Below are 17,705 nucleotides of genomic sequence, written 5' to 3'. Positions count from 1 at the left end.
GGGTGTTGGGTCAAATTCTAGTAGGCGTAGTGAGAGGGGCGGGACACCCGCCCCTCTCACGGAGTCACGGGACTCAGGAGACGCCGAGCTCCTTGGCGTTGGCCTTGAGGTCCTCAATGCCACCGCACATGAAGAACGCCTGCTCGGGGAAGTGGTCGTACTCACCGTCGCAGATCGAGTTGAACGCGGCGATCGACTCGTCGAGCGGCACGTCCGAACCGTCCACGCCGGTGAACTGCTTGGCGACGTGGGTGTTCTGCGACAGGAAGCGCTCGACGCGACGGGCACGGTGGACAACGAGCTTGTCCTCCTCGCCCAGCTCGTCGATACCGAGAATCGCGATGATGTCCTGGAGGTCCTTGTACTTCTGGAGGATCCCCTTGACGCGCATGGCGGCGTTGTAGTGGTCCGCCGCGATGTACCGCGGGTCCAGGATGCGGGACGTCGAGTCCAGCGGGTCGACCGCCGGGTAGATGCCCTTCTCCGAGATCGGACGCGACAGAACGGTCGTCGCGTCCAGGTGGGCGAAGGTGGTCGCCGGCGCCGGGTCGGTCAGGTCGTCCGCGGGGACGTAGATCGCCTGCATCGAGGTGATCGAGTGACCGCGGGTCGACGTGATGCGCTCCTGCAGCAGACCCATCTCGTCAGCCAGGTTCGGCTGGTAACCCACCGCGGACGGCATACGGCCGAGCAGCGTGGAGACCTCGGAGCCGGCCTGGGTGTAACGGAAGATGTTGTCGATGAAGAAGAGCACGTCCTGCTTCTGCACATCGCGGAAGTACTCCGCCATGGTCAGACCGGCAAGCGCGACACGGAGACGGGTGCCCGGGGGCTCGTCCATCTGACCGAAGACAAGCGCCGTCTTGTCGATGACGCCGGACTCGGTCATTTCCTCGATGAGGTCGTTGCCCTCACGGGTACGCTCACCGACGCCCGCGAACACCGACACACCGTCGTGGTTGTTGGCGACGCGGTAGATCATTTCCTGGATCAGAACGGTCTTGCCGACACCGGCACCACCGAACAGACCGATCTTTCCACCCTTGACGTACGGGGTGAGAAGGTCGATGACCTTGACGCCGGTCTCGAACATCTCGGTCTTGGACTCGAGCTGGTCGAAGGAGGGCGCCTTGCGGTGGATCGGCCAGCGCTCGGTGACCTCGACCGTGGACGGGTCCACGTTCAGGATCTCACCGAGGGTGTTGAACACCTTGCCCTTGGTGATTTCGCCGACCGGCACCGTGATGCCGTTGCCGGTGTCCGTCACCGTGGCCTGGCGGACCAGACCGTCGGTGGGCTGCATCGAGATCGCGCGGACCACGCCCTCGCCCAGGTGCTGGGCGACCTCGAGGGTCAGCTTCTTGAGCTTGCCGTCCTCGGCCGGGTCGGCGACCTCAACGGTCAGCGCGTTGTAGATCTCGGGCATCGCGTCGACGGGGAACTCCACGTCGACGACCGGGCCGATGACCCGGGCGACGCGGCCCGTGGCGGCGGCCGTCACTTCGTTCTCGGTAGTCGTCGTCACTTACTTGTCACTCCCCGCGGTCGCGTCGGCCAGGGCGCTGGCGCCACCGACGATCTCGCTGATTTCCTGGGTGATTTCGGCCTGGCGGGCCGCGTTGGCAAGCCGGGAGAGGGTCTTGATGAGCTCTCCGGCGTTGTCGGTCGCCGACTTCATCGCGCGGCGGGTGGCAGCGTGCTTGGAAGCAGCGGCCTGAAGCAGCGCGTTGTAGATCCGGCTCTCGACGTACCGCGGCAGCAGGGCGTCGAGGACGTCCTCCGCCGACGGCTCGAAGTCGAACAGCGGAAGGATTTCGCCCTTCGTACCGGACTCCTCGGCCGCCTGCTCGAGGCTGAGGGGCAGCAGCCGGTTCTGTACCGGCGTCTGCGTCAGCATCGAGATGAACTCGGTGAAGACGATGTGGAGCTCGTCCACGCCGCCCTCGGCCGTGTCCTGCTGGACGGCCTCGATGAGCGGAGCCGCGACCTTCTTGGCGTCCGCGTACGTCGGGTTGTCCGTGAAGCCACTCCACGATTCCGCGATCTTGCGCTCGCGGAAGCCGTAGTAGGCGACACCCTTGCGGCCGACGATGTACGTGTCGACCTCCTTGCCCTCACCACGGAGCCGCTCGGTGAGCTGCTCCGCCGCCTTGATGGCGTTGGAGGAGTAGCCGCCGGCCAGACCACGGTCGCTCGTGATGAGCAGTACCGCGGCGCGGGTCGGGGCGTCCGCCTCGGTGGTCAGAGGGTGCTTGGTGTTCGACCCGGTGGCCACCGCGGTGACCGCGCGGGTGAGCTCGGTCGCGTACGGCGTGGAGGCCGCCACCTGGCGCTGCGCCTTGACGATGCGCGAGGCGGCGATCATCTCCATCGCCTTGGTGATCTTCTTGGTCGCGGTGACGGATTTGATGCGACGCTTGTAGACCCGGAGCTGGGCTCCCATGAGTCAGGTCCCTTCCGTCGTCACTTGGAGACGTTGACGGCCGGCGCGTCTTCGCCCAGAAGCTTGCCGTCCGAGGTCTCGAACTGCCGCTTGAAGGCGGTGATGGCGTCTGCGATCGACTGCAGCGTGTCGTCGGACATCTTGCCGCCCTCGGCGATGCTGGTCAGAAGCTCCTTGCGCTCGCGGCGCAGGAACTCGAGCAGCTCGGTCTCGAAGCGGCGGATGTCGGCGACCGGGACGTCGTCCATCTTGCCGGTGGTGCCGGCCCAGACGGAGACGACCTGCTCCTCGACGGGCATGGGCTGGTACTGGCCCTGCTTCAGCAGCTCGACCATGCGCTTACCGCGCTCCAGCGAGGCCTTGGAGGCCGCGTCCAGGTCGGAGCCGAAGGAGGCGAACGCCTCGAGCTCACGGTACTGGGCGAGGTCCACGCGAAGCCGGCCGGAGACCTGCTTCATGGCCTTGTGCTGGGCGGAGCCACCGACACGGGAGACCGAGATACCGACGTTCAGGGCCGGACGCTGGCCGGCGTTGAACAGGTCGGACTCCAGGAAGCACTGACCGTCGGTGATGGAGATGACGTTGGTCGGGATGAACGCCGACACGTCGTTCGCCTTGGTCTCGACGATCGGCAGACCCGTCATCGAACCGGCGCCCATGTCGTCGGAGAGCTTGGCGCAGCGCTCCAGCAGACGCGAGTGCAGGTAGAAGACGTCGCCCGGGTAGGCCTCGCGGCCCGGCGGGCGGCGCAGCAGCAGCGACACGGCGCGGTAGGCGTCGGCCTGCTTCGACAGGTCGTCGAAGATGATCAGGACGTGCTTGCCCTGGTACATCCAGTGCTGGCCGATGGCCGAACCGGTGTACGGGGCGAGGTACTTGAAGCCGGCCGGGTCGGACGCCGGAGCCGCGACGATCGTCGTGTACTCGAGGGCGCCTGCCTCCTCCAGCGCACCGCGCACGGACGCGATGGTGGAGCCCTTCTGACCGATGGCGACGTAGATGCAGCGGACCTGCTTCTTCACGTCACCGGAGCGCCAGTTGTCGCGCTGGTTGATGATCGTGTCGACAGCCAGAGCGGTCTTGCCGGTCTGACGGTCACCAATGATCAGCTGACGCTGGCCGCGGCCGATCGGCACCATGGCGTCAACGGCCTTGTAGCCGGTCTGCATGGGCTCGTGCACCGACTTACGGACCATGACGCCCGGAGCCTGCAGCTCGAGGGCGCGGCGACTGTCGGTCGCGATCTCGCCGAGGCCGTCGATCGGGTTGCCGAGCGGGTCGACAACGCGGCCGAGGTAGCCCTCGCCGACGCCGACGGAGAGCACCTCACCGGTGCGCTGCACCGGCTGGCCCTCCTCGATACCGCTGAACTCACCGAGGACGATCGCACCGATCTCGCGCTCCTCGAGGTTGAGGGCGAGACCGAGGGTTCCGTCCTCGAACTTCAGCAGCTCGTTCGCCATGGCCGAGGGAAGGCCCTCGACCTTCGCGATGCCGTCACCGGCAACGCTGACCGTACCGACCTCCTCGCGCGAGGCCGCGTCCGGCTGGTACGACTGGACAAAGTTCTCCAGCGCATCCCGGATCTCCTCCGGCCGGATCGTGAGCTCCGCCATCTGGGTTCCCTGCTCTCCTTGTTGGGCCCGAAGTTTCTTAGGGGGTCTGGGGGCCGACCCCCAGGAATCTTCTGCAATCTCTGCACGGCCCAACCGGGCCGCTCGTACTGCTTCGTACTGCTTGTTCAGTTGGTGGCTGGTCAGCCGGCGATGCGGCGGCCCGCCTCGGCGAGACGTGCCGCGGTGGTGCCGTCGATCAGCTCGTCGCCGACGCGCACCTGCACTCCGCCGAGGACCTCGGGGTCCACGTCGAGGTTGAGGTGCATCTCTCGGCCGTAGATGCGAGACAGACGGGCGCCGAGGCGCTGCTTCTGCTCATCGGTCAGCGGCACCGCCGAGGTGACGACCGCGACCATCCGGTCCCGGCGCGCCGCGGCGAGCTTGGACAGGGACTCGAGTCCAGCTTCCAGGCTACGTCCCCGGGGCTGGGTCACAAGACGGACGACCAGCCGCTCGGTGACCGGATTCGCCTTGCCGTCGAGCAGCCCGCGCACCAGGCCGCCCTTGGCGGACGCCGGCGCAGACCTGTCGGTCAGCGCGGCACGCAGCTCGACGCTGGAGGCGACGATCCGGCCGAACCGGAACAGCTCGTCCTCGACGTCGTCGAGAGCACCGGCCCGCTGCGCCGCGGTGAGGTCGGCGGTGGCCGCCAGCTCCTCGACCGCGTCGACCAGATCGCGCGACCGCGACCAGCGGGAGCGGACCATGCCCGCGAGCAGGTCGACGGCTTCGCTGCCCACCTGACCGCTCAGCAGCCGCCTGACCAGCTCGGCCTTGGCCTCGCCGGACTGCGCCGGGTCGGTCAGGACCCGACGCAACGACACCTCACGGTGGAGCAGCGCGGTGACGGCGGCCAGCTCCTCGGCGAGCTTCGCCACGTCGACCGACGTGTTGTCGGTCAGCGCGTCGAGAGACTCGCGTGCGGTAGCCAGTGCCTCGCGGCTCGCTCCGTTCATCGCGTGGCCTCGGCCTTCGAAGCGCCGTCCTCGAGAGCCTCGAGGAAGCGGTCGATGGTGCGGCTCTGTCGGGCGTAGTCCTCGAGGGACTCACCGACGATCTTGCCGGCCAGTTCGGTGGCGAGCTTGCCCACGTCCTGACGCAGCGCCGCGGCCGCGGTCTTGCGGTCGGCCTCGATCTGGGCGTGACCGGCAGCGATGATCTCCTCACGCTGCCGCTGGCCTTCCGCCCTCATCTCCTGGATGATCGCGGCGCCCTGCTCGGTCGCCTCCTGGCGCATACGAGCGGCCTCGTGGCGGGCCTCGGCGAGCTGAGCCTTGTACTGCTCGAGCACACTCTCGGCTTCGATCTTGGCCGCATCAGCCTTCTCGATGCCACCCTCGATGGCCTCTCGGCGCTCTTCCAGAACCTTGTTGATGTTCGGGAGGAGCTTCTTGGCGAGGAAACCGAAGACGATGACAAAGGCGATGAGGCCGATGACGAGCTCGGGCAGCGGCGGAATGAGAGGGCTCTCCACCTCCGCGGCTGCGAGAGGAACCAGAGGGTTCACATCAGTGCCTTTCGTCTAGTTGGCTGGTCGTGGATCCGAAGATCACTGGCCGTAGACGAACGGCATGACCAGACCGATGAGGGCGAGCGCCTCACAGAAGGCGAAGCCGAGAATCTGGTTCTGGCGGATCAGGCCGGCCGCTTCGGGCTGGCGAGCAAGAGCCTGGGTGCCGTTACCGAAGATGATGCCGACGCCGACGCCGGGGCCGATGGCGGCGAGGCCGTAACCGATGGAGCCGAGGGAGCCGGTGACGGCAGCAAGGGTCTGGGACATGCCAGTTCTTCCTTCTCTTTCACGGACCGGTGGGGGTTGGCCACCGGACGACAATGGGGTTCAGGGGTGGGCGGTCAGTGGTGCTCGGCGAGCGCGCCCTGGATGAAGCTGCAGGCCAGGAGCACGAAGACGTATGCCTGAACCGCTTGGATGAAAAGCTCGAAGAGGGTCATGACCAGGACCATCACGAACGAGACGCCGGCGTAGGCGATGCCGATTCCGTTCAGCAGGTACCAGCTGGCGATCGTGAAAAGCAGCAGGAGCGTGTGTCCCGCGAACATGTTCGCGAAGAGTCGGACCGCGTGCGTGAAGGGGCGGACCAGCACGTTCGAGAAGAACTCGATGACGACGACCAGCGGCAGAATCGCGCCGAGCGACTTGTCGTAGCCGGTCAGATTCTTGAAGCCGCCGACAAAGCCGTGTTTCTTGAAGGTCAGGGTCATCCAGATCACATAGACGATGGCCGCGAGACCAGCCGGGTAGGCGATGATCGCCGTCACCGGGAACTGGGCGAGCGGAATGATCGACCAGAGGTTCATCATCCAGACGAAGAAGAAGAGCGAGACCATCAGCGGGACGTACTTCTCGCCGGCCTTCTTGCCGATGATCTCGTAGACGATGCCTCGGCGGACGAAATCGTAGCCGGTCTCGGCGACCATCTGGAGCTTGCCGGGAACGACCTTCGGCTTGCGGAAGGCCGCCCAGAAGAAGCCGACGATGATGACCGAGCCGAGCAGGGCCAGCAGCATCGTCTTGTTGAAGTAGATGTTGCTGTCCGCATTGCCGAAGATCGGCTCGAACAGGAACGAATGCAAGCCGGGAGCCGGGAAACCACAACCGGAGAAGATGTGGCAGTCGGTCTCGAAGGCGAGCACCGTCGTCGGGTCAGCACTCACCGCGGGCTCCTTCAGCGTGGCGCATAGGTACGGCAACCTCGTTGTGTCGGCGCGGCGCACAGCCGCTGATCGGCACTGGACTGGTGTTACGAATGTGGGGGCGGCTGGCAGGCAGGGAGCCTCGCGATTGAGCAGGCGTCAGCTCAGATGCCCGCGCCCGCAGTGCCGCAGTTGGCACCGGACGATAGCAGGATCGCGAACGCCCGCTTATACCGGCCCTACCCCTCACGAGGAAGACCCCTTGTTCTCGGGCTTCTTGCCCTCGGAGGAGTCCGGTTCGACATAAAGGATTTTGGCCTTCATGTGCGCACGGGTCTGCGCGGCGATCCACACGAGGGTCGCTGCGACCAGCGTGATCGCGAAGGCCTTGGGGTTGAACAACGTGGTGTTCTTGAACGCGGCGACAAAGATGAACAGCAGCAGAATCTGTGCCGTATAGAGCATGAGCCCCATGGCCTGGAACAGATGCGGAAGCGACTTGGCCGTCCGCTCCAGGACCACCAGCCCGATCCCCATGAAGAGGATCACGATCAACGTCGCAACAACAGCGCCGAGAGCTCCCTTACCACCGGCAACCAACGCGCTGATCCCGACGGCAACAGCGCCGGCGACAGCGGTGGGTACGGCGACTCGAAGGAGAGTCCGGACGTCGTTGGACGGCATGGCGGCAGCTCCGCTTGCTTGGTGGGGGCAGTGGTGTCGTCATGGACGAGCGTAGGCCCGGTCCGAGTTGGGTCCTCGGGGCCAAAGAACCGTCGCACTACGATCCCTCGGCTCGTCTCCGGGTCTCGTGAACGGTATCACAAACTATTTGATGAGGTCTTTACCTGAGCGGTGTGCTGACTGTCACACATGAGAGTGAGTGCGCGCGTGTGTGCACTCAAACTGGTCGCCATGTCTGGTAATGGGCGGACATGCAGAGACACGTCACCCGCGGGTTCCGGCCTTCCGCCGGTCCGGGAAACGCGAACGGGGGCCGATAGCAGTCGCTCCGTTGACGCCCGCCGGAACGGGGGGCCGCTCCTCGGGCGCCCCCTCCGACGCCTCCGGCTCGTACGCAAGCGCCGGAACAGAGGACTCCGGAAGCACCTCGCGGCGCCGGTAACGCGGCGGAACGAAACCCTCCGCCCAGCGCGGGGCGCGCGGAGTGAAGCGCGGCAGCAGCAGAAGCACCAGGCCCACAGCGCTCAGCGCCACAATGAGCAGAACGCTCCACATCGACGCCGAGTGCACCGAGTACGCGACGACACCGAACGCGATCAGCGCCGACCAGAAGTACATGATCAGGACCGCGCGGCTGTGCGAGTGTCCGATCTCCAGCAGCCGGTGGTGCAGATGGCCACGGTCCGCCGCGAACGGCGACTGCCCGTTCCAGGTACGGCGGACGATCGCGAGCACCAGGTCCGCGACCGGGATCGCGATGATCGTCAGCGGCAGCAGCAGCGGGATGAAGACCGGCAGCGCCGCGTGCGTGGCCTGGCGAGTGCTGCCCTCGAAGATCTTCAGGGCGTCCGGGTCCACCTGTCCTGTCACCGAGATCGCGGCCGCCGCGAGCACCAGACCGATCAGCATCGATCCCGAGTCACCCATGAAGATCCGCGCGGGGTGCATGTTGTGCGGCAGGAAGCCCAGGCACATGCCCATCAGGATCGCGGTGAACAGAGTCGCGGGAGCGGCGGCCTCGATGCCGTAGCTGAACCAGATCCGGTACGCGTACAGGAAGAAGGCCGCGGCGGCGATGCAGACCATGCCGGCGGCGAGGCCGTCCAGGCCGTCCACGAAGTTCACCGCGTTGATGGTGATGACGACGAGGGCGACGGTCAGCAGGGTGCCCTGCCACTGGGTCAGCGAGACGGTGCCGACGCCGGGCACGGGGATCCACAGGATCGTCAGACCCTGCATCACCATCACACCCGCGGCGATCATCTGGCCGCCGAGCTTGATCAGGGCGTCGATCTCGAACTTGTCGTCGAGAACACCGATGATCCAGATCAGCGCCGCGCCGGAGAGCAGTGCGCGCGGTTCGTTGGACAGCTCGAAGACGCTGTTGAGGTTCTGCAGATGGTCGGCGACGAGCAGGCCCGCGCACAGGCCGAAGAACATGGCGATGCCGCCGAGTCTCGGTGTCGGCTCTCGGTGTACATCGCGGGCGCGGATCTGCGGCATCGCACCGGTCGCGATGGCGAACTTCCGCACCGGCCCGGTCAGCAGATACGTCACCGCAGCCGTGACACAGAGCGTCAGCAGGTAATCACGCACGGGCTGCCCCACAGGAATCGCTGGCCATCTCAGCCCCACACCCTAGCTCTGGTAGCCACATGCTTGAGGACATACGGGGACCGACGACGGTTGCACGACGTACCGGCTACCCCTGATAAGGCGGAAATCTACCCGTCAGCTCACGCACCTCCGCACGGATCTTCCTCGCCTCCTCGCCGTCCTCACGCATCGCCGCCGTGAAGAGTGCCGCGATCCGCGCCATCTCCGCCTCGCGCATGCCCTGGGTGGTGACGGCAGCGGTGCCCAGCCGGATGCCGCGCCCGTCCCCGTACGGCAGTGCGCAGGTGTCGAGGACCATACCCGCCGCGGCGAGACGGCCGCGGGCCACCTTGCCCTCCACACCCAGCGGAGCTGGATCCGCGCTGATCAGATGGGTGTCGGTGCCGCCGGTCAGCACCGCGAAGCCCTCCGCCTCGAGTCCGTCGGCCAGTACCCGCGCATTGGCGACGACCTGATGGGCGTACGCCGCGAAGGCGGGCGTCGCCGCCTCACCGAAGGCGACGGCCTTGGCGGCGATCGTGTGCATCTGGGCGCCGCCCTGGGTGAAGGGGAAGACCGCCCGGTCGATGCGTGCGGCCAGGGCGGAACCGCAGAGGATCATCCCGCCGCGTGGCCCGCGCAGCACTTTGTGGGTGGTGGCGCACACCACATCGGCGTACGGGACGGGGCTGGGGGCCGCGCCGCCGGCGATCAGGCCCATCGGGTGCGCGGCATCGGCGATCAGATAGGCGTCCGCCTCGTCCGCGATCTCGCGCAAGGCTGCGTAGTCGGGATGGCGGGGGTAGGAGATCGAGCCGCAGACGATGGCCTTGGGTCGGTGCTGCCGGGCCAGGACGCGCACCTGGTCGTAGTCGATCAGTCCGGTCTCGGCGTCGACGCCGTAACCGACGAAGTCGAACCAGCGTCCGGAGAAGTTCGCGGGCGATCCGTGGGTGAGATGCCCCCCGTACGGCAGTCCCATGGCGAGCACGGTGTCGCCTGGCTTGAACAGCGCCGCGTACGCCGCGAGGACCGCTGAGGAGCCGGAGTGCGGCTGCACATTGGCGTGTTCGGCGCCGAAGAGAGCGGTGGCACGCTCGACGGCGATCCGCTCGGCCGCGTCGACCAGCTCGCAGCCGCCGTGGTGGCGGGCGCCGGGGTAGCCCTCGGCGTACTTGTTGGCGAGCGGGGAGCCGAGGGCGGCGAGGACCGCGGGTGAGGTGAAGTTCTCGGCGGCGATGAGCTGGAGACTGTCGCTCTGCCGTCCAAGCTCTCCCAGGACCACTTCGGCGATCTGCGGGTCCTGTCGGCGCAGGGCTTCGAAATCCGCGCCGGGGGTGGTGATGCGGGCGGCGTCTGGTGCAGCGGTGACCGGCATCTGTGGCTCCAGGCGTGGGCGGGCCGTAACTGTGTCCTCCCGGGGACGGTGCTACCAGCGACCGACGCCGCGGGCCCGGCCCCCCGGCCGGGGAGTTCGGCAGGCTGAGCGGATCGTCCTCGCGAGGGTGAATCCCAGTGGAAACCAATGTAGGCCGGTGCGACGCGCGATGCGCGCCGATCGTCCGGGCGAGCCGTCAGTGACGCGCCGAGACCCCCGTCAGGGCCGTCACCACAGGGTCCAGCGCCTGGTTGATCTCGTCGCCGATCGAGCGGAAGAACGTGATCGGCGCGCCGTAGGGGTCGTAGACCTCGTCGGCGTCCGGGCTCGGGGCGAGCAGCCAGCCGCGCAGCGCCGCCGCCGCTCTGACCAGGGCACGAGCACGCTCGACGACGCCCTCGCGCGGCTCCGGCAATGTTGCCGGGTCGATCGCCCGTACAAGCCGGGTGAACTCCTTGAGCGTGAAGGTCCGCAGGCCCGCCGAGTGACCCATCGAGATCACCTGCGCGCGGTGGTCCCGCGTCGCGGTGAGGACGAGGTCGGCACGGATCACATGCTCGTCGAGGAGTTCGCGGCCGACGAAACCGGTCGCGTCCGCGCCGAAATCGGCCAGGACGATCTCGGCGTTGGCCTCCATCGGGGCGCCTTCGTGGCCCCAGGTGCCGGCGCTCTCCACGATCAGGCCACCCGTCAGCGGATCGCCGAGGCGGTCGCTCAGGGCATGGCGGGTCAGCCGCTCGGTGATCGGCGAGCGGCAGACGTTGCCGGTGCTGACGTGGAGGATGCGGAAAGTGGAGGTGTCTCCCCCGGACTCCGCCCGGGGGGACCCCCAGGATTCCGCTATGCCACGCCCCTCAGGGACGGTCAATTGGCCACCTCGAGGTCGGGTACGACCTTGCGCAGCTCGTCCGGTGAGAGCGCCCCCTCGCGCAGCAGGACCGGGACCTTGCCGGTGACGTCGACGATCGAGGACGGGACGATGCCCGGCGTCGGGCCGCCGTCCAGGTAGACCGAGACCGAGTCGCCGAGCATCTCCTGCGCGGCGTCACAGTCCTCCGGCGCCGGATGTCCGGTGAGGTTGGCGCTGGAGACGGCCATCGGGCCGACCTCGGTGAGCAGCTCGATCGCGACCGGGTGCAGCGGCATCCGGATCGCGACGGTGCCCCGGGTGTCGCCCAGGTCCCACTGCAGCGAGGGCTGGTGCTTGGTGACGAGGGTCAGCGCGCCCGGCCAGAAGGCGTCGACCAGCTCCCAGGCCTGCTCGGAGAAGTCGGTGACCAGGCCGTGCAGGGTGTTCGGGGAGCCGATGAGGACAGGGGTGGGCATATTGCGGCCGCGCCCCTTGGCCGCCAGCAGGTCGGAGACTGCCTCGGAACCGAAGGCGTCCGCACCGATCCCGTACACGGTGTCGGTGGGCAGCACGACAAGCTCGCCGCGGCGAACGGCCGACGCGGCTTCACGCAGACCAGTCGTACGGTCGGTCGCGTCGTTGCAGTCGTATCGCCGTGCCATTTAACGGCCCTCCTCGGACAGGGTCTGGAGATGATGCTGCGGGTCAGGATTGCCGGTCACGGCATGGCCTTGCGTGCGGTCGCGAAGCGCGGCCGCCGGTTCAGGTCGGGATGGTCGGCCGCGTCCGCCCATCCGGCCTCCTCGTTGAAGATCCACGGCACTTGGCCGCCCTGGGTGTCGGCGTGCTCGATGACCACCAGGCCGCCGGGCCGCAGCAGCCGGTGAGCGGTCCGCTCGATACCGCGGATGGTGTCCAGGCCGTCCTCGCCGGAGAAGAGCGCCATGCCCGGGTCGTGGTCACGGGCCTCGGGCGCGACATACTCCCACTCGGTGAGCGGGATGTACGGCGGGTTGGAGATGACCAGGTCGACCTGGCCGTCGAGCTCCGGCAGAGCGGTCAGCGCGTCGCCCTGGTGCACGGTGACGCGGGAGCCCTCGGCGTTCTTGCGGGTCCACCGCAGCGCGTCCTCGGAGAGCTCCACACCGTGCACGCGCGAGCGCGGCACCTCCTGCGCCATGGCGAGCGCGATGGCCCCGGAGCCCGTACACAGATCGACGATGAGCGGCTCGACGACATCCATGGCCCGTACGGCGTCTATGGCCCAGCCGACGACCGACTCGGTCTCCGGGCGCGGTACGAAGACGCCCGGGCCGACCTGCAGTTCGAGGAAGCGGAAGAAGGCGCGTCCGGTGATGTGCTGGAGCGGCTCACGGGCCTCGCGGCGGGCGACCGCCTCCCAGTAACGGGCGTCGAAGTCCGTGTCCTTGACGTTGTGCAGCTCTCCCCGCTTCACGCCGTGCACGAACGCGGCGAGCTCCTCCGCGTCGAAGCGCGGCGAGGGCACGCCGGCGTCGGCCAGCCGCTGGGTGGCCTGGGCCACCTCGGCAAGCAGCACAGAACGGGGGGACGGGGGTCGTCCCCCGGGAGTTAGCTGCACGCTGGTCCTCCGGGGCTGGGGCGGTGTACTGGGCTTACTGGGCGGCGGCGAGCTTGGCGGCGGAGTCGGCGTCGACACAGGCCTGGATCATGGCGTCCAGATCCCCGTCGAGCACCTGGTCCAAGTTGTACGCCTTGAAGCCGACGCGGTGGTCGGAGATCCGGTTTTCCGGGAAGTTGTACGTCCGGATCTTCTCGGAACGGTCGACCGTACGGACCTGGCTGCGGCGGGCGTCCGACGCCTCCTTCTCCGCCTCCTCCTGTGCCGCGGCAAGCAGCCTGGAGCGCAGGATACGCATCGCCTGCTCCTTGTTCTGGAGCTGGCTCTTCTCGTTCTGGCAGGAAGCGACGATGCCGGTCGGCAGATGCGTGATGCGCACCGCGGAGTCGGTGGTGTTGACGGACTGGCCGCCGGGGCCCGACGAGCGGTAGACGTCGATCCGCAGGTCGTTGGCGTAGATCTCGACGTCGATCTCCTCCGCCTCGGGCGTCACCAGAACGCCTGCCGCAGAGGTGTGGATACGGCCCTGGGACTCGGTGGCCGGCACCCGCTGCACGCGGTGCACTCCGCCCTCGTACTTCAGCCGCGCCCAGACGCCCTGTCCCGGCTCGGTCGCGCCCTGGCCGCCCTTGGTCTTCACCGCGACCTGGACGTCCTTGTAGCCGCCCAGCTCGGACTCGGTGGCGTCGATGATCTCGGTCTTCCAGCCGACGCGCTCCGCGTAGCGCAGATACATCCGGAGCAGGTCACCGGCGAACAGGGCGGACTCGTCGCCGCCCGCGCCGGCCTTGACCTCGAGGATGACGTCCTTGTCGTCGCTGGGGTCGCGCGGCACGAGCAGCAGCCGCAGCTTCTCGGTGAGCTCGTCGCGCTGTTTGTCCAGCTCTTTGACCTCGGCGGCGAAGTCCGGGTCGTCGACGGCCAGTTCACGCGCGGTCTGGATGTCTTCCCCGGTCTGCTTCCAGGAGCGGTACGTGCCGATGATCGGGGTCAGCTCGGCGTAACGCTTGTTGAGCTTGCGCGCGTTCGCCTGGTCCGCGTGGACCGAAGGGTCGGCGAGCTTCTTCTCAAGATCGGCGTGCTCGCCGATCAGTTCCTCGACCGCCTCGAACATCGGGTGCTCCTGGTTTTGTACGCGAGTACACGAAAGGATTGCTGCTCAGAATGGACAAAGCGCCGGCCTCGGCCACCCCGAGCAGGGGCGGCCAAGGGCCGGCGCAGTGGCTCGCTACTTCTTGGCGGAGCCGGCAGCCTTGCCGAAGCGGGCCTCGAAGCGGGCCACACGGCCACCGGTGTCGAGGATCTTCTGCTTGCCCGTGTAGAACGGGTGGCACTCGGAGCAGACCTCGGCACGGACGTTGCCGGACTCGATGGTGCTACGGGTGGTGAACGACGCGCCACAGGTACAGCTGACCTGGGTCTCGACGTACTGGGGGTGGATGTCGCGCTTCAAGGGTGTCTCCTAGTTTCGGGAGGGCACCGGGTCGTACACGCGGATTGCTCGTACGTGAACCGGGGCCGACGTACCAGTCTGCCAGGACCGGCCGTATCTCCCAAAACCGGGGTCGGGCCGGAGGTATTCCCTGCCGCGCTCAGCGGCTCTGCACGAGGGAGCCGGCAGCGCCCTTGTCGCCGGCGGAGTCCTTGACGGCGGAGGCGGGGATGGGCCTGTCCTGCTTGAGCGCGGTCCAGACCTGCCGGGAGGCCGTCTTGATCGGGATCACGCGGTTGGGGTCGGCGGGGTCGTACTCCACCGGCATCGTGATCATGTGCACGTCCTGGGGGCCGAGACCGCTGAGCCCCTTGGCGAAGCTCATCAGCTCCTTGACGGAGTCGAGCTCGGAATCGGGCGTGATCGCCTTGGTGCCGGTGTCGGCGACGTCGTAGAGCTTCTTCGGGTTGGTGAAGACGCCGACGTTCCTGACCTGATTGATGAACGCCTTCATGAACGCCTGCTGGAGCTGTATCCGGCCGAGGTCGCTGCCGTCGCCGACGCTCTTGCGGGTCCGTACGAGACCGAGCGACTTCTCCCCGTTGAGGGTGTGCGTCCCGGGCTTCAGGTGCAGATGGCTCTTGGAGTCGTCGATCGGCTTGGTGGTGGTGATCTCCACGCCGCCCAGCTCGTCGATGAGCTTCTTGAAGCCGGTGAAGTCGACCTCGACGTAGTGGTCCATGCGGATGCCGGACATCTTCTCGACGGTCTTCACCGCGCAGGCCGGACCGCCGACCTCGTACGCGGTGTTGAACATGGCGCGCTTCGCGCCGGAGACGGATGCGGATGCGGATGAGCCCTTCTCGCCGGCACACCGCGGTCGCTCGACAAGGGTGTCGCGCGGGATGGAGACGACACTGGCCTTCTTGTGGCCCTCGTAGACGTGCACCATCATCGCGGTGTCGGAACGGGCGGCGCCCTCGTCGACGCCGTACTCGGCGTTCGCGCCGGAGCGGGAGTCGGAGCCCAGGACCAGAATGTCCATGGAGCCGTTGTCGACGTTCTCGGGGCGGTCGGTGCCGAGTGCGGCATTGATGTCGACGCCCTGGATGTTGCCGTTGAGCTTGAAGTAGACGTAACCGAGGCCGGAACCACCGACCAGCACCAGACCCGCGGCGGACCACGCGGCGATGGTCAGCGCCCGGCGGCCCCCGCTGGGCTGCTTACGGCGCTTGCCGCGGCTGCGTATTCGGCTTCCGGTGCTGCTCTGCTCGCCCATGCTCTCCTCGGCTCTCTATGGTCCCGCTACCCCCTGCCGTGGTGTTCAGGCGCGGTTTGTCGGCACTTGGTCAGACGGTGAAGCACCATGAAGGGTTGCACAGGAGCCCGAGAGCCCCCTGAGAAACGCCTGGTGCCCACCGCGCACTGCGCGGTGGGCACAAGTCGGCGTGTGCGCTGGGGCTTTAGCCGAAGAGGTTGTACGCCTGCCAGCCGGTACCGAAGGCGACACGTGTGGCGAAGATCCCACCCGTGGACTTTCCGTTACCGGGGTAGAGCCAGAGCTTGCCGGTGGTGTCACGGGCGAGCAGGTCGGCGTTGCCGTCGCTGTTCACGTCACCTGTGGTGACAAGGGCGTTCATGCTGCTGAAGGCGCCCACCAGCACCCGCGGCGCGAAGGCGGCGGAGACGTTGCCGGTGCCCTTGTAGAGGTACGTCTGCCCGTCGGAGGCACGCGCGAGGAGGTCGGCGTTGCCGTCGCCGGTGAAGTCACCGTGACCGCGGACCATGCCGTACTGGCCCCAGCCGCTGCCGACCAGGACCGGCGCGGCGAAGCCGCCGTTGCCCTTGCCCGGGTAGATGTAGAGCTTGCCCGCGGAGTTGACCGCCAGCATGTCGGGCAGGTCGTCGCCGGTGACATCGCCGGGCGTCAGGATCTGCTTGTACGAGCCCCAGGCCTTGGCGACCAGCTTGGACTCCCACTCGTCGAGAGCCGGGTTGTAGTGGTCCCAGAACACGTCGCCGTTGCTGACGCGGTACAGCATGTCGCCGAAGTCGTCGCGGTTCAGGTCGTTCTGCGCCATCAGGTTGATGCCGCCGAAGTTGCCGTGGTTGAACGTGCGTGTGAGGCCGGTCACCTTCGAGGTCCAGCCGAAGAGCGTGCTGTCCGAGGCGCGGCGGGCCAGCAGGTCGGCCGTGTGGTCGTTGTTCCAGTTGGTGTCGTCCGCCCGCGACTGGATCTGCGCGGAGTACGTGGACACCTTCGCGTAGACCGTGTACTTGCCCGCGGCCGAGCAGTTCACATCGCCCCAGGACACCAGGCCGACGAGCTTGCCGCCGGCCACCAGCGGGCCGCCGGAGTCGCCGTTGCACGCGGTCTCGGAGGTCGCGTCGGAGCCGGTCGGCGGAGCGCCGGCACAGACCATGTGGCCGGCGATGAATCCGCCGGGGTAGGCGGCGCTGCAGGTGCTGTTGGAGTTGATGTCCGCGTCGGCCGTCTTGAGCGTCTGCGAGATGCCGGGCTCGGTGGAGCTGGTGCGGCCCCAGCCGTACACCTTCGCGTCCGTACCCGGCGTGTAGACCGCCGAGTCGGTGGGCTGCACGATCTTCAGCGGCTTGACGGCGACCGGCTCGGTCAGCGTCAGGACGGCCACGTCGTTGTCGATGGTGGCGCTGCTGTATCCCGGGTGGTTCCACTGCCGGTACGCCCCGACGAGCTTGCCGCCGTGGAAGTCCCAGTTGCCGGCGGTGTCCTGCGTGGGGAGCTGGTCGGTGCCGGTGATGATGGCGCCGCCCTGGTAGAACTTGCGGCCCTTGACGCAGTGCGCCGCCGTGGCGACCTTCGTCGGGGCGATCACCACACCACCGCAGAAGTAGCCCAGGTCGTCGGTGGTGTCGTCAGGGGTGCCCATGTCGTCCGTGTAGTGGACCTGGGCCATCCACGGCGCGGTGGAGATGGTCGTCTCGCTGCCGCCGATGATCCTCGGGTCACGCGTCGGAGCGTTGGTCGCGGCCTCACGGGGCGCCTTGGTGTCGCGGGCGTCGGCCACCATGGCGTCGATGACGCGCTCGCGCAGTTCCTTGGTGGACGGCGCCGTGGGCTTCGTCGCGTCGTAGCTGATCTTCGGCTGCTGACCGGCCTCGGCGGCCTGGGAGCCGGACATGGCGACGCCGGTACCGACCAATGCGATGACTGCGGCGGCGGCCGGGACCGCGATTCTCATTCGGCGCTTGTGCCGACCACCACGGGTGCGAATCTGCACTCGGTAACCCCTCGGGTTGAACCGGCGGAGCGCACGGCGCACCACCGGAAGACAAACGGGTAGCGGTGGGGCTGACGAGTAACAGGGCAGTCCGGATCCGAGGCCCCCCGGCCTCTCTCGGTACTGCGGCGGAATTCCCCCCCACCAGTAACCAGGACATGCTACGCCCGTCAACTGCGCGTTGACCAGCG

Annotated in this window: 17 protein-coding genes; all 17 read right to left on the bottom strand. The window is 67.6% G+C overall.

All coding sequences use genetic code 11. From position 1 onward, the window contains the following. Window positions 1-73 precede the first annotated feature (73 nt). Window positions 74-1,525 carry a F0F1 ATP synthase subunit beta gene (atpD, locus tag OG966_RS27890; RefSeq protein WP_326652636.1) on the bottom strand — a complete coding sequence of 484 codons (1,452 nt, stop codon included), beginning with the start codon at window positions 1,523-1,525 and terminating at the stop codon, window positions 74-76. Beyond that, the gene (locus OG966_RS27885) at window positions 1,526-2,443 is read right to left on the bottom strand and encodes a F0F1 ATP synthase subunit gamma (RefSeq protein ID WP_326652635.1); all 918 of its coding nucleotides are present in this window, start codon (window positions 2,441-2,443) and stop codon (window positions 1,526-1,528) included. A 20-nt stretch (window positions 2,444-2,463) separates the two neighbouring features. After that, window positions 2,464-4,059 carry a F0F1 ATP synthase subunit alpha gene (gene atpA / locus OG966_RS27880; RefSeq protein WP_326652633.1) on the bottom strand — a complete coding sequence of 532 codons (1,596 nt, stop codon included), beginning with the start codon at window positions 4,057-4,059 and terminating at the stop codon, window positions 2,464-2,466. Between the two features lie 140 nt (window positions 4,060-4,199). Continuing rightward, window positions 4,200-5,015: a F0F1 ATP synthase subunit delta gene (locus OG966_RS27875; RefSeq protein WP_326652631.1), complete on the bottom strand. Its 816-nt coding sequence runs from the start codon at window positions 5,013-5,015 to the stop codon at window positions 4,200-4,202. Then, on the bottom strand, window positions 5,012-5,566 hold the full coding sequence (locus OG966_RS27870; RefSeq protein WP_326652630.1) for a F0F1 ATP synthase subunit B: 555 nt from the start codon (window positions 5,564-5,566) through the stop codon (window positions 5,012-5,014). The genes OG966_RS27875 and OG966_RS27870 overlap by 4 nt, the downstream gene beginning before the upstream one ends. A 42-nt stretch (window positions 5,567-5,608) precedes the next feature. Continuing rightward, window positions 5,609-5,839, bottom strand: coding sequence for an ATP synthase F0 subunit C (atpE, locus tag OG966_RS27865; RefSeq protein WP_326652629.1), 231 nt, complete (start codon window positions 5,837-5,839; stop codon window positions 5,609-5,611). A 74-nt stretch (window positions 5,840-5,913) separates the two neighbouring features. Beyond that, a complete protein-coding gene (gene atpB, locus OG966_RS27860; RefSeq protein WP_326652627.1) occupies window positions 5,914-6,735 on the bottom strand; it encodes a F0F1 ATP synthase subunit A in 822 nt (273 codons plus the stop codon). A 225-nt stretch (window positions 6,736-6,960) separates the two neighbouring features. Beyond that, window positions 6,961-7,398: a hypothetical protein gene (locus OG966_RS27855; RefSeq protein WP_326652626.1), complete on the bottom strand. Its 438-nt coding sequence runs from the start codon at window positions 7,396-7,398 to the stop codon at window positions 6,961-6,963. Window positions 7,399-7,662: 264 nt separating this feature from the next. Continuing rightward, entirely contained in the window at window positions 7,663-8,994 is a 1,332-nt protein-coding gene (locus tag OG966_RS27850; protein WP_326652625.1) for an MraY family glycosyltransferase, read from the bottom strand. Between the two features lie 106 nt (window positions 8,995-9,100). Beyond that, window positions 9,101-10,372, bottom strand: coding sequence for a serine hydroxymethyltransferase (gene glyA / locus OG966_RS27845; protein WP_326652624.1), 1,272 nt, complete (start codon window positions 10,370-10,372; stop codon window positions 9,101-9,103). A gap of 196 nt (window positions 10,373-10,568) precedes the next feature. Further along, window positions 10,569-11,240, bottom strand: coding sequence for an arsenate reductase/protein-tyrosine-phosphatase family protein (locus OG966_RS27840; protein ID WP_406731027.1), 672 nt, complete (start codon window positions 11,238-11,240; stop codon window positions 10,569-10,571). Then, entirely contained in the window at window positions 11,237-11,884 is a 648-nt protein-coding gene (locus OG966_RS27835; RefSeq protein WP_326652623.1) for an L-threonylcarbamoyladenylate synthase, read from the bottom strand. The genes OG966_RS27840 and OG966_RS27835 overlap by 4 nt, the downstream gene beginning before the upstream one ends. Before the next feature lie 56 nt (window positions 11,885-11,940). Further along, window positions 11,941-12,822, bottom strand: a complete 882-nt coding sequence (gene prmC, locus OG966_RS27830) for a peptide chain release factor N(5)-glutamine methyltransferase (protein ID WP_326652622.1) — start codon at window positions 12,820-12,822, stop codon at window positions 11,941-11,943. A gap of 34 nt (window positions 12,823-12,856) precedes the next feature. Continuing rightward, window positions 12,857-13,936, bottom strand: coding sequence for a peptide chain release factor 1 (gene prfA, locus OG966_RS27825; protein WP_326652621.1), 1,080 nt, complete (start codon window positions 13,934-13,936; stop codon window positions 12,857-12,859). A gap of 114 nt (window positions 13,937-14,050) precedes the next feature. Next, on the bottom strand, window positions 14,051-14,275 hold the full coding sequence (rpmE, locus tag OG966_RS27820) for a 50S ribosomal protein L31 (protein WP_326652620.1): 225 nt from the start codon (window positions 14,273-14,275) through the stop codon (window positions 14,051-14,053). Window positions 14,276-14,414: 139 nt separating this feature from the next. Continuing rightward, window positions 14,415-15,533: an LCP family protein gene (locus OG966_RS27815; protein WP_326652619.1), complete on the bottom strand. Its 1,119-nt coding sequence runs from the start codon at window positions 15,531-15,533 to the stop codon at window positions 14,415-14,417. Window positions 15,534-15,717: 184 nt separating this feature from the next. Next, window positions 15,718-17,475, bottom strand: a complete 1,758-nt coding sequence (locus OG966_RS27810) for a trypsin-like serine protease (RefSeq protein ID WP_326652618.1) — start codon at window positions 17,473-17,475, stop codon at window positions 15,718-15,720. Between the last annotated feature and the right edge of the window lie 230 nt (window positions 17,476-17,705).

The organism is Streptomyces sp. NBC_01750 (assembly GCF_035918095.1).
Taxonomy (GTDB): Bacteria; Actinomycetota; Actinomycetes; order Streptomycetales; family Streptomycetaceae; genus Streptomyces.
Note: the sequence above shows the minus strand (reverse complement) of the source record. Positions and strands in the feature narration are given on the sequence as shown.

What these genes read in the sequence shown, in the direction of transcription:
- OG966_RS27815 (WP_326652619.1), bottom strand. Translation starts at nt 15,533, where the DNA reads ATGGGCGAGCAGAGCAGCACCGGAAGCCGAATACGCAGCCGCGGCAAG.
- glyA (WP_326652624.1), bottom strand. Translation starts at nt 10,372, where the DNA reads ATGCCGGTCACCGCTGCACCAGACGCCGCCCGCATCACCACCCCCGGC.
- OG966_RS27835 (WP_326652623.1), bottom strand. Translation starts at nt 11,884, where the DNA reads ATGGCACGGCGATACGACTGCAACGACGCGACCGACCGTACGACTGGT.
- atpA (WP_326652633.1), bottom strand. Translation starts at nt 4,059, where the DNA reads ATGGCGGAGCTCACGATCCGGCCGGAGGAGATCCGGGATGCGCTGGAG.
- OG966_RS27885 (WP_326652635.1), bottom strand. Translation starts at nt 2,443, where the DNA reads ATGGGAGCCCAGCTCCGGGTCTACAAGCGTCGCATCAAATCCGTCACC.
- OG966_RS27855 (WP_326652626.1), bottom strand. Translation starts at nt 7,398, where the DNA reads ATGCCGTCCAACGACGTCCGGACTCTCCTTCGAGTCGCCGTACCCACC.
- atpE (WP_326652629.1), bottom strand. Translation starts at nt 5,839, where the DNA reads ATGTCCCAGACCCTTGCTGCCGTCACCGGCTCCCTCGGCTCCATCGGT.
- OG966_RS27810 (WP_326652618.1), bottom strand. Translation starts at nt 17,475, where the DNA reads ATGAGAATCGCGGTCCCGGCCGCCGCCGCAGTCATCGCATTGGTCGGT.
- OG966_RS27875 (WP_326652631.1), bottom strand. Translation starts at nt 5,015, where the DNA reads ATGAACGGAGCGAGCCGCGAGGCACTGGCTACCGCACGCGAGTCTCTC.
- prfA (WP_326652621.1), bottom strand. Translation starts at nt 13,936, where the DNA reads ATGTTCGAGGCGGTCGAGGAACTGATCGGCGAGCACGCCGATCTTGAG.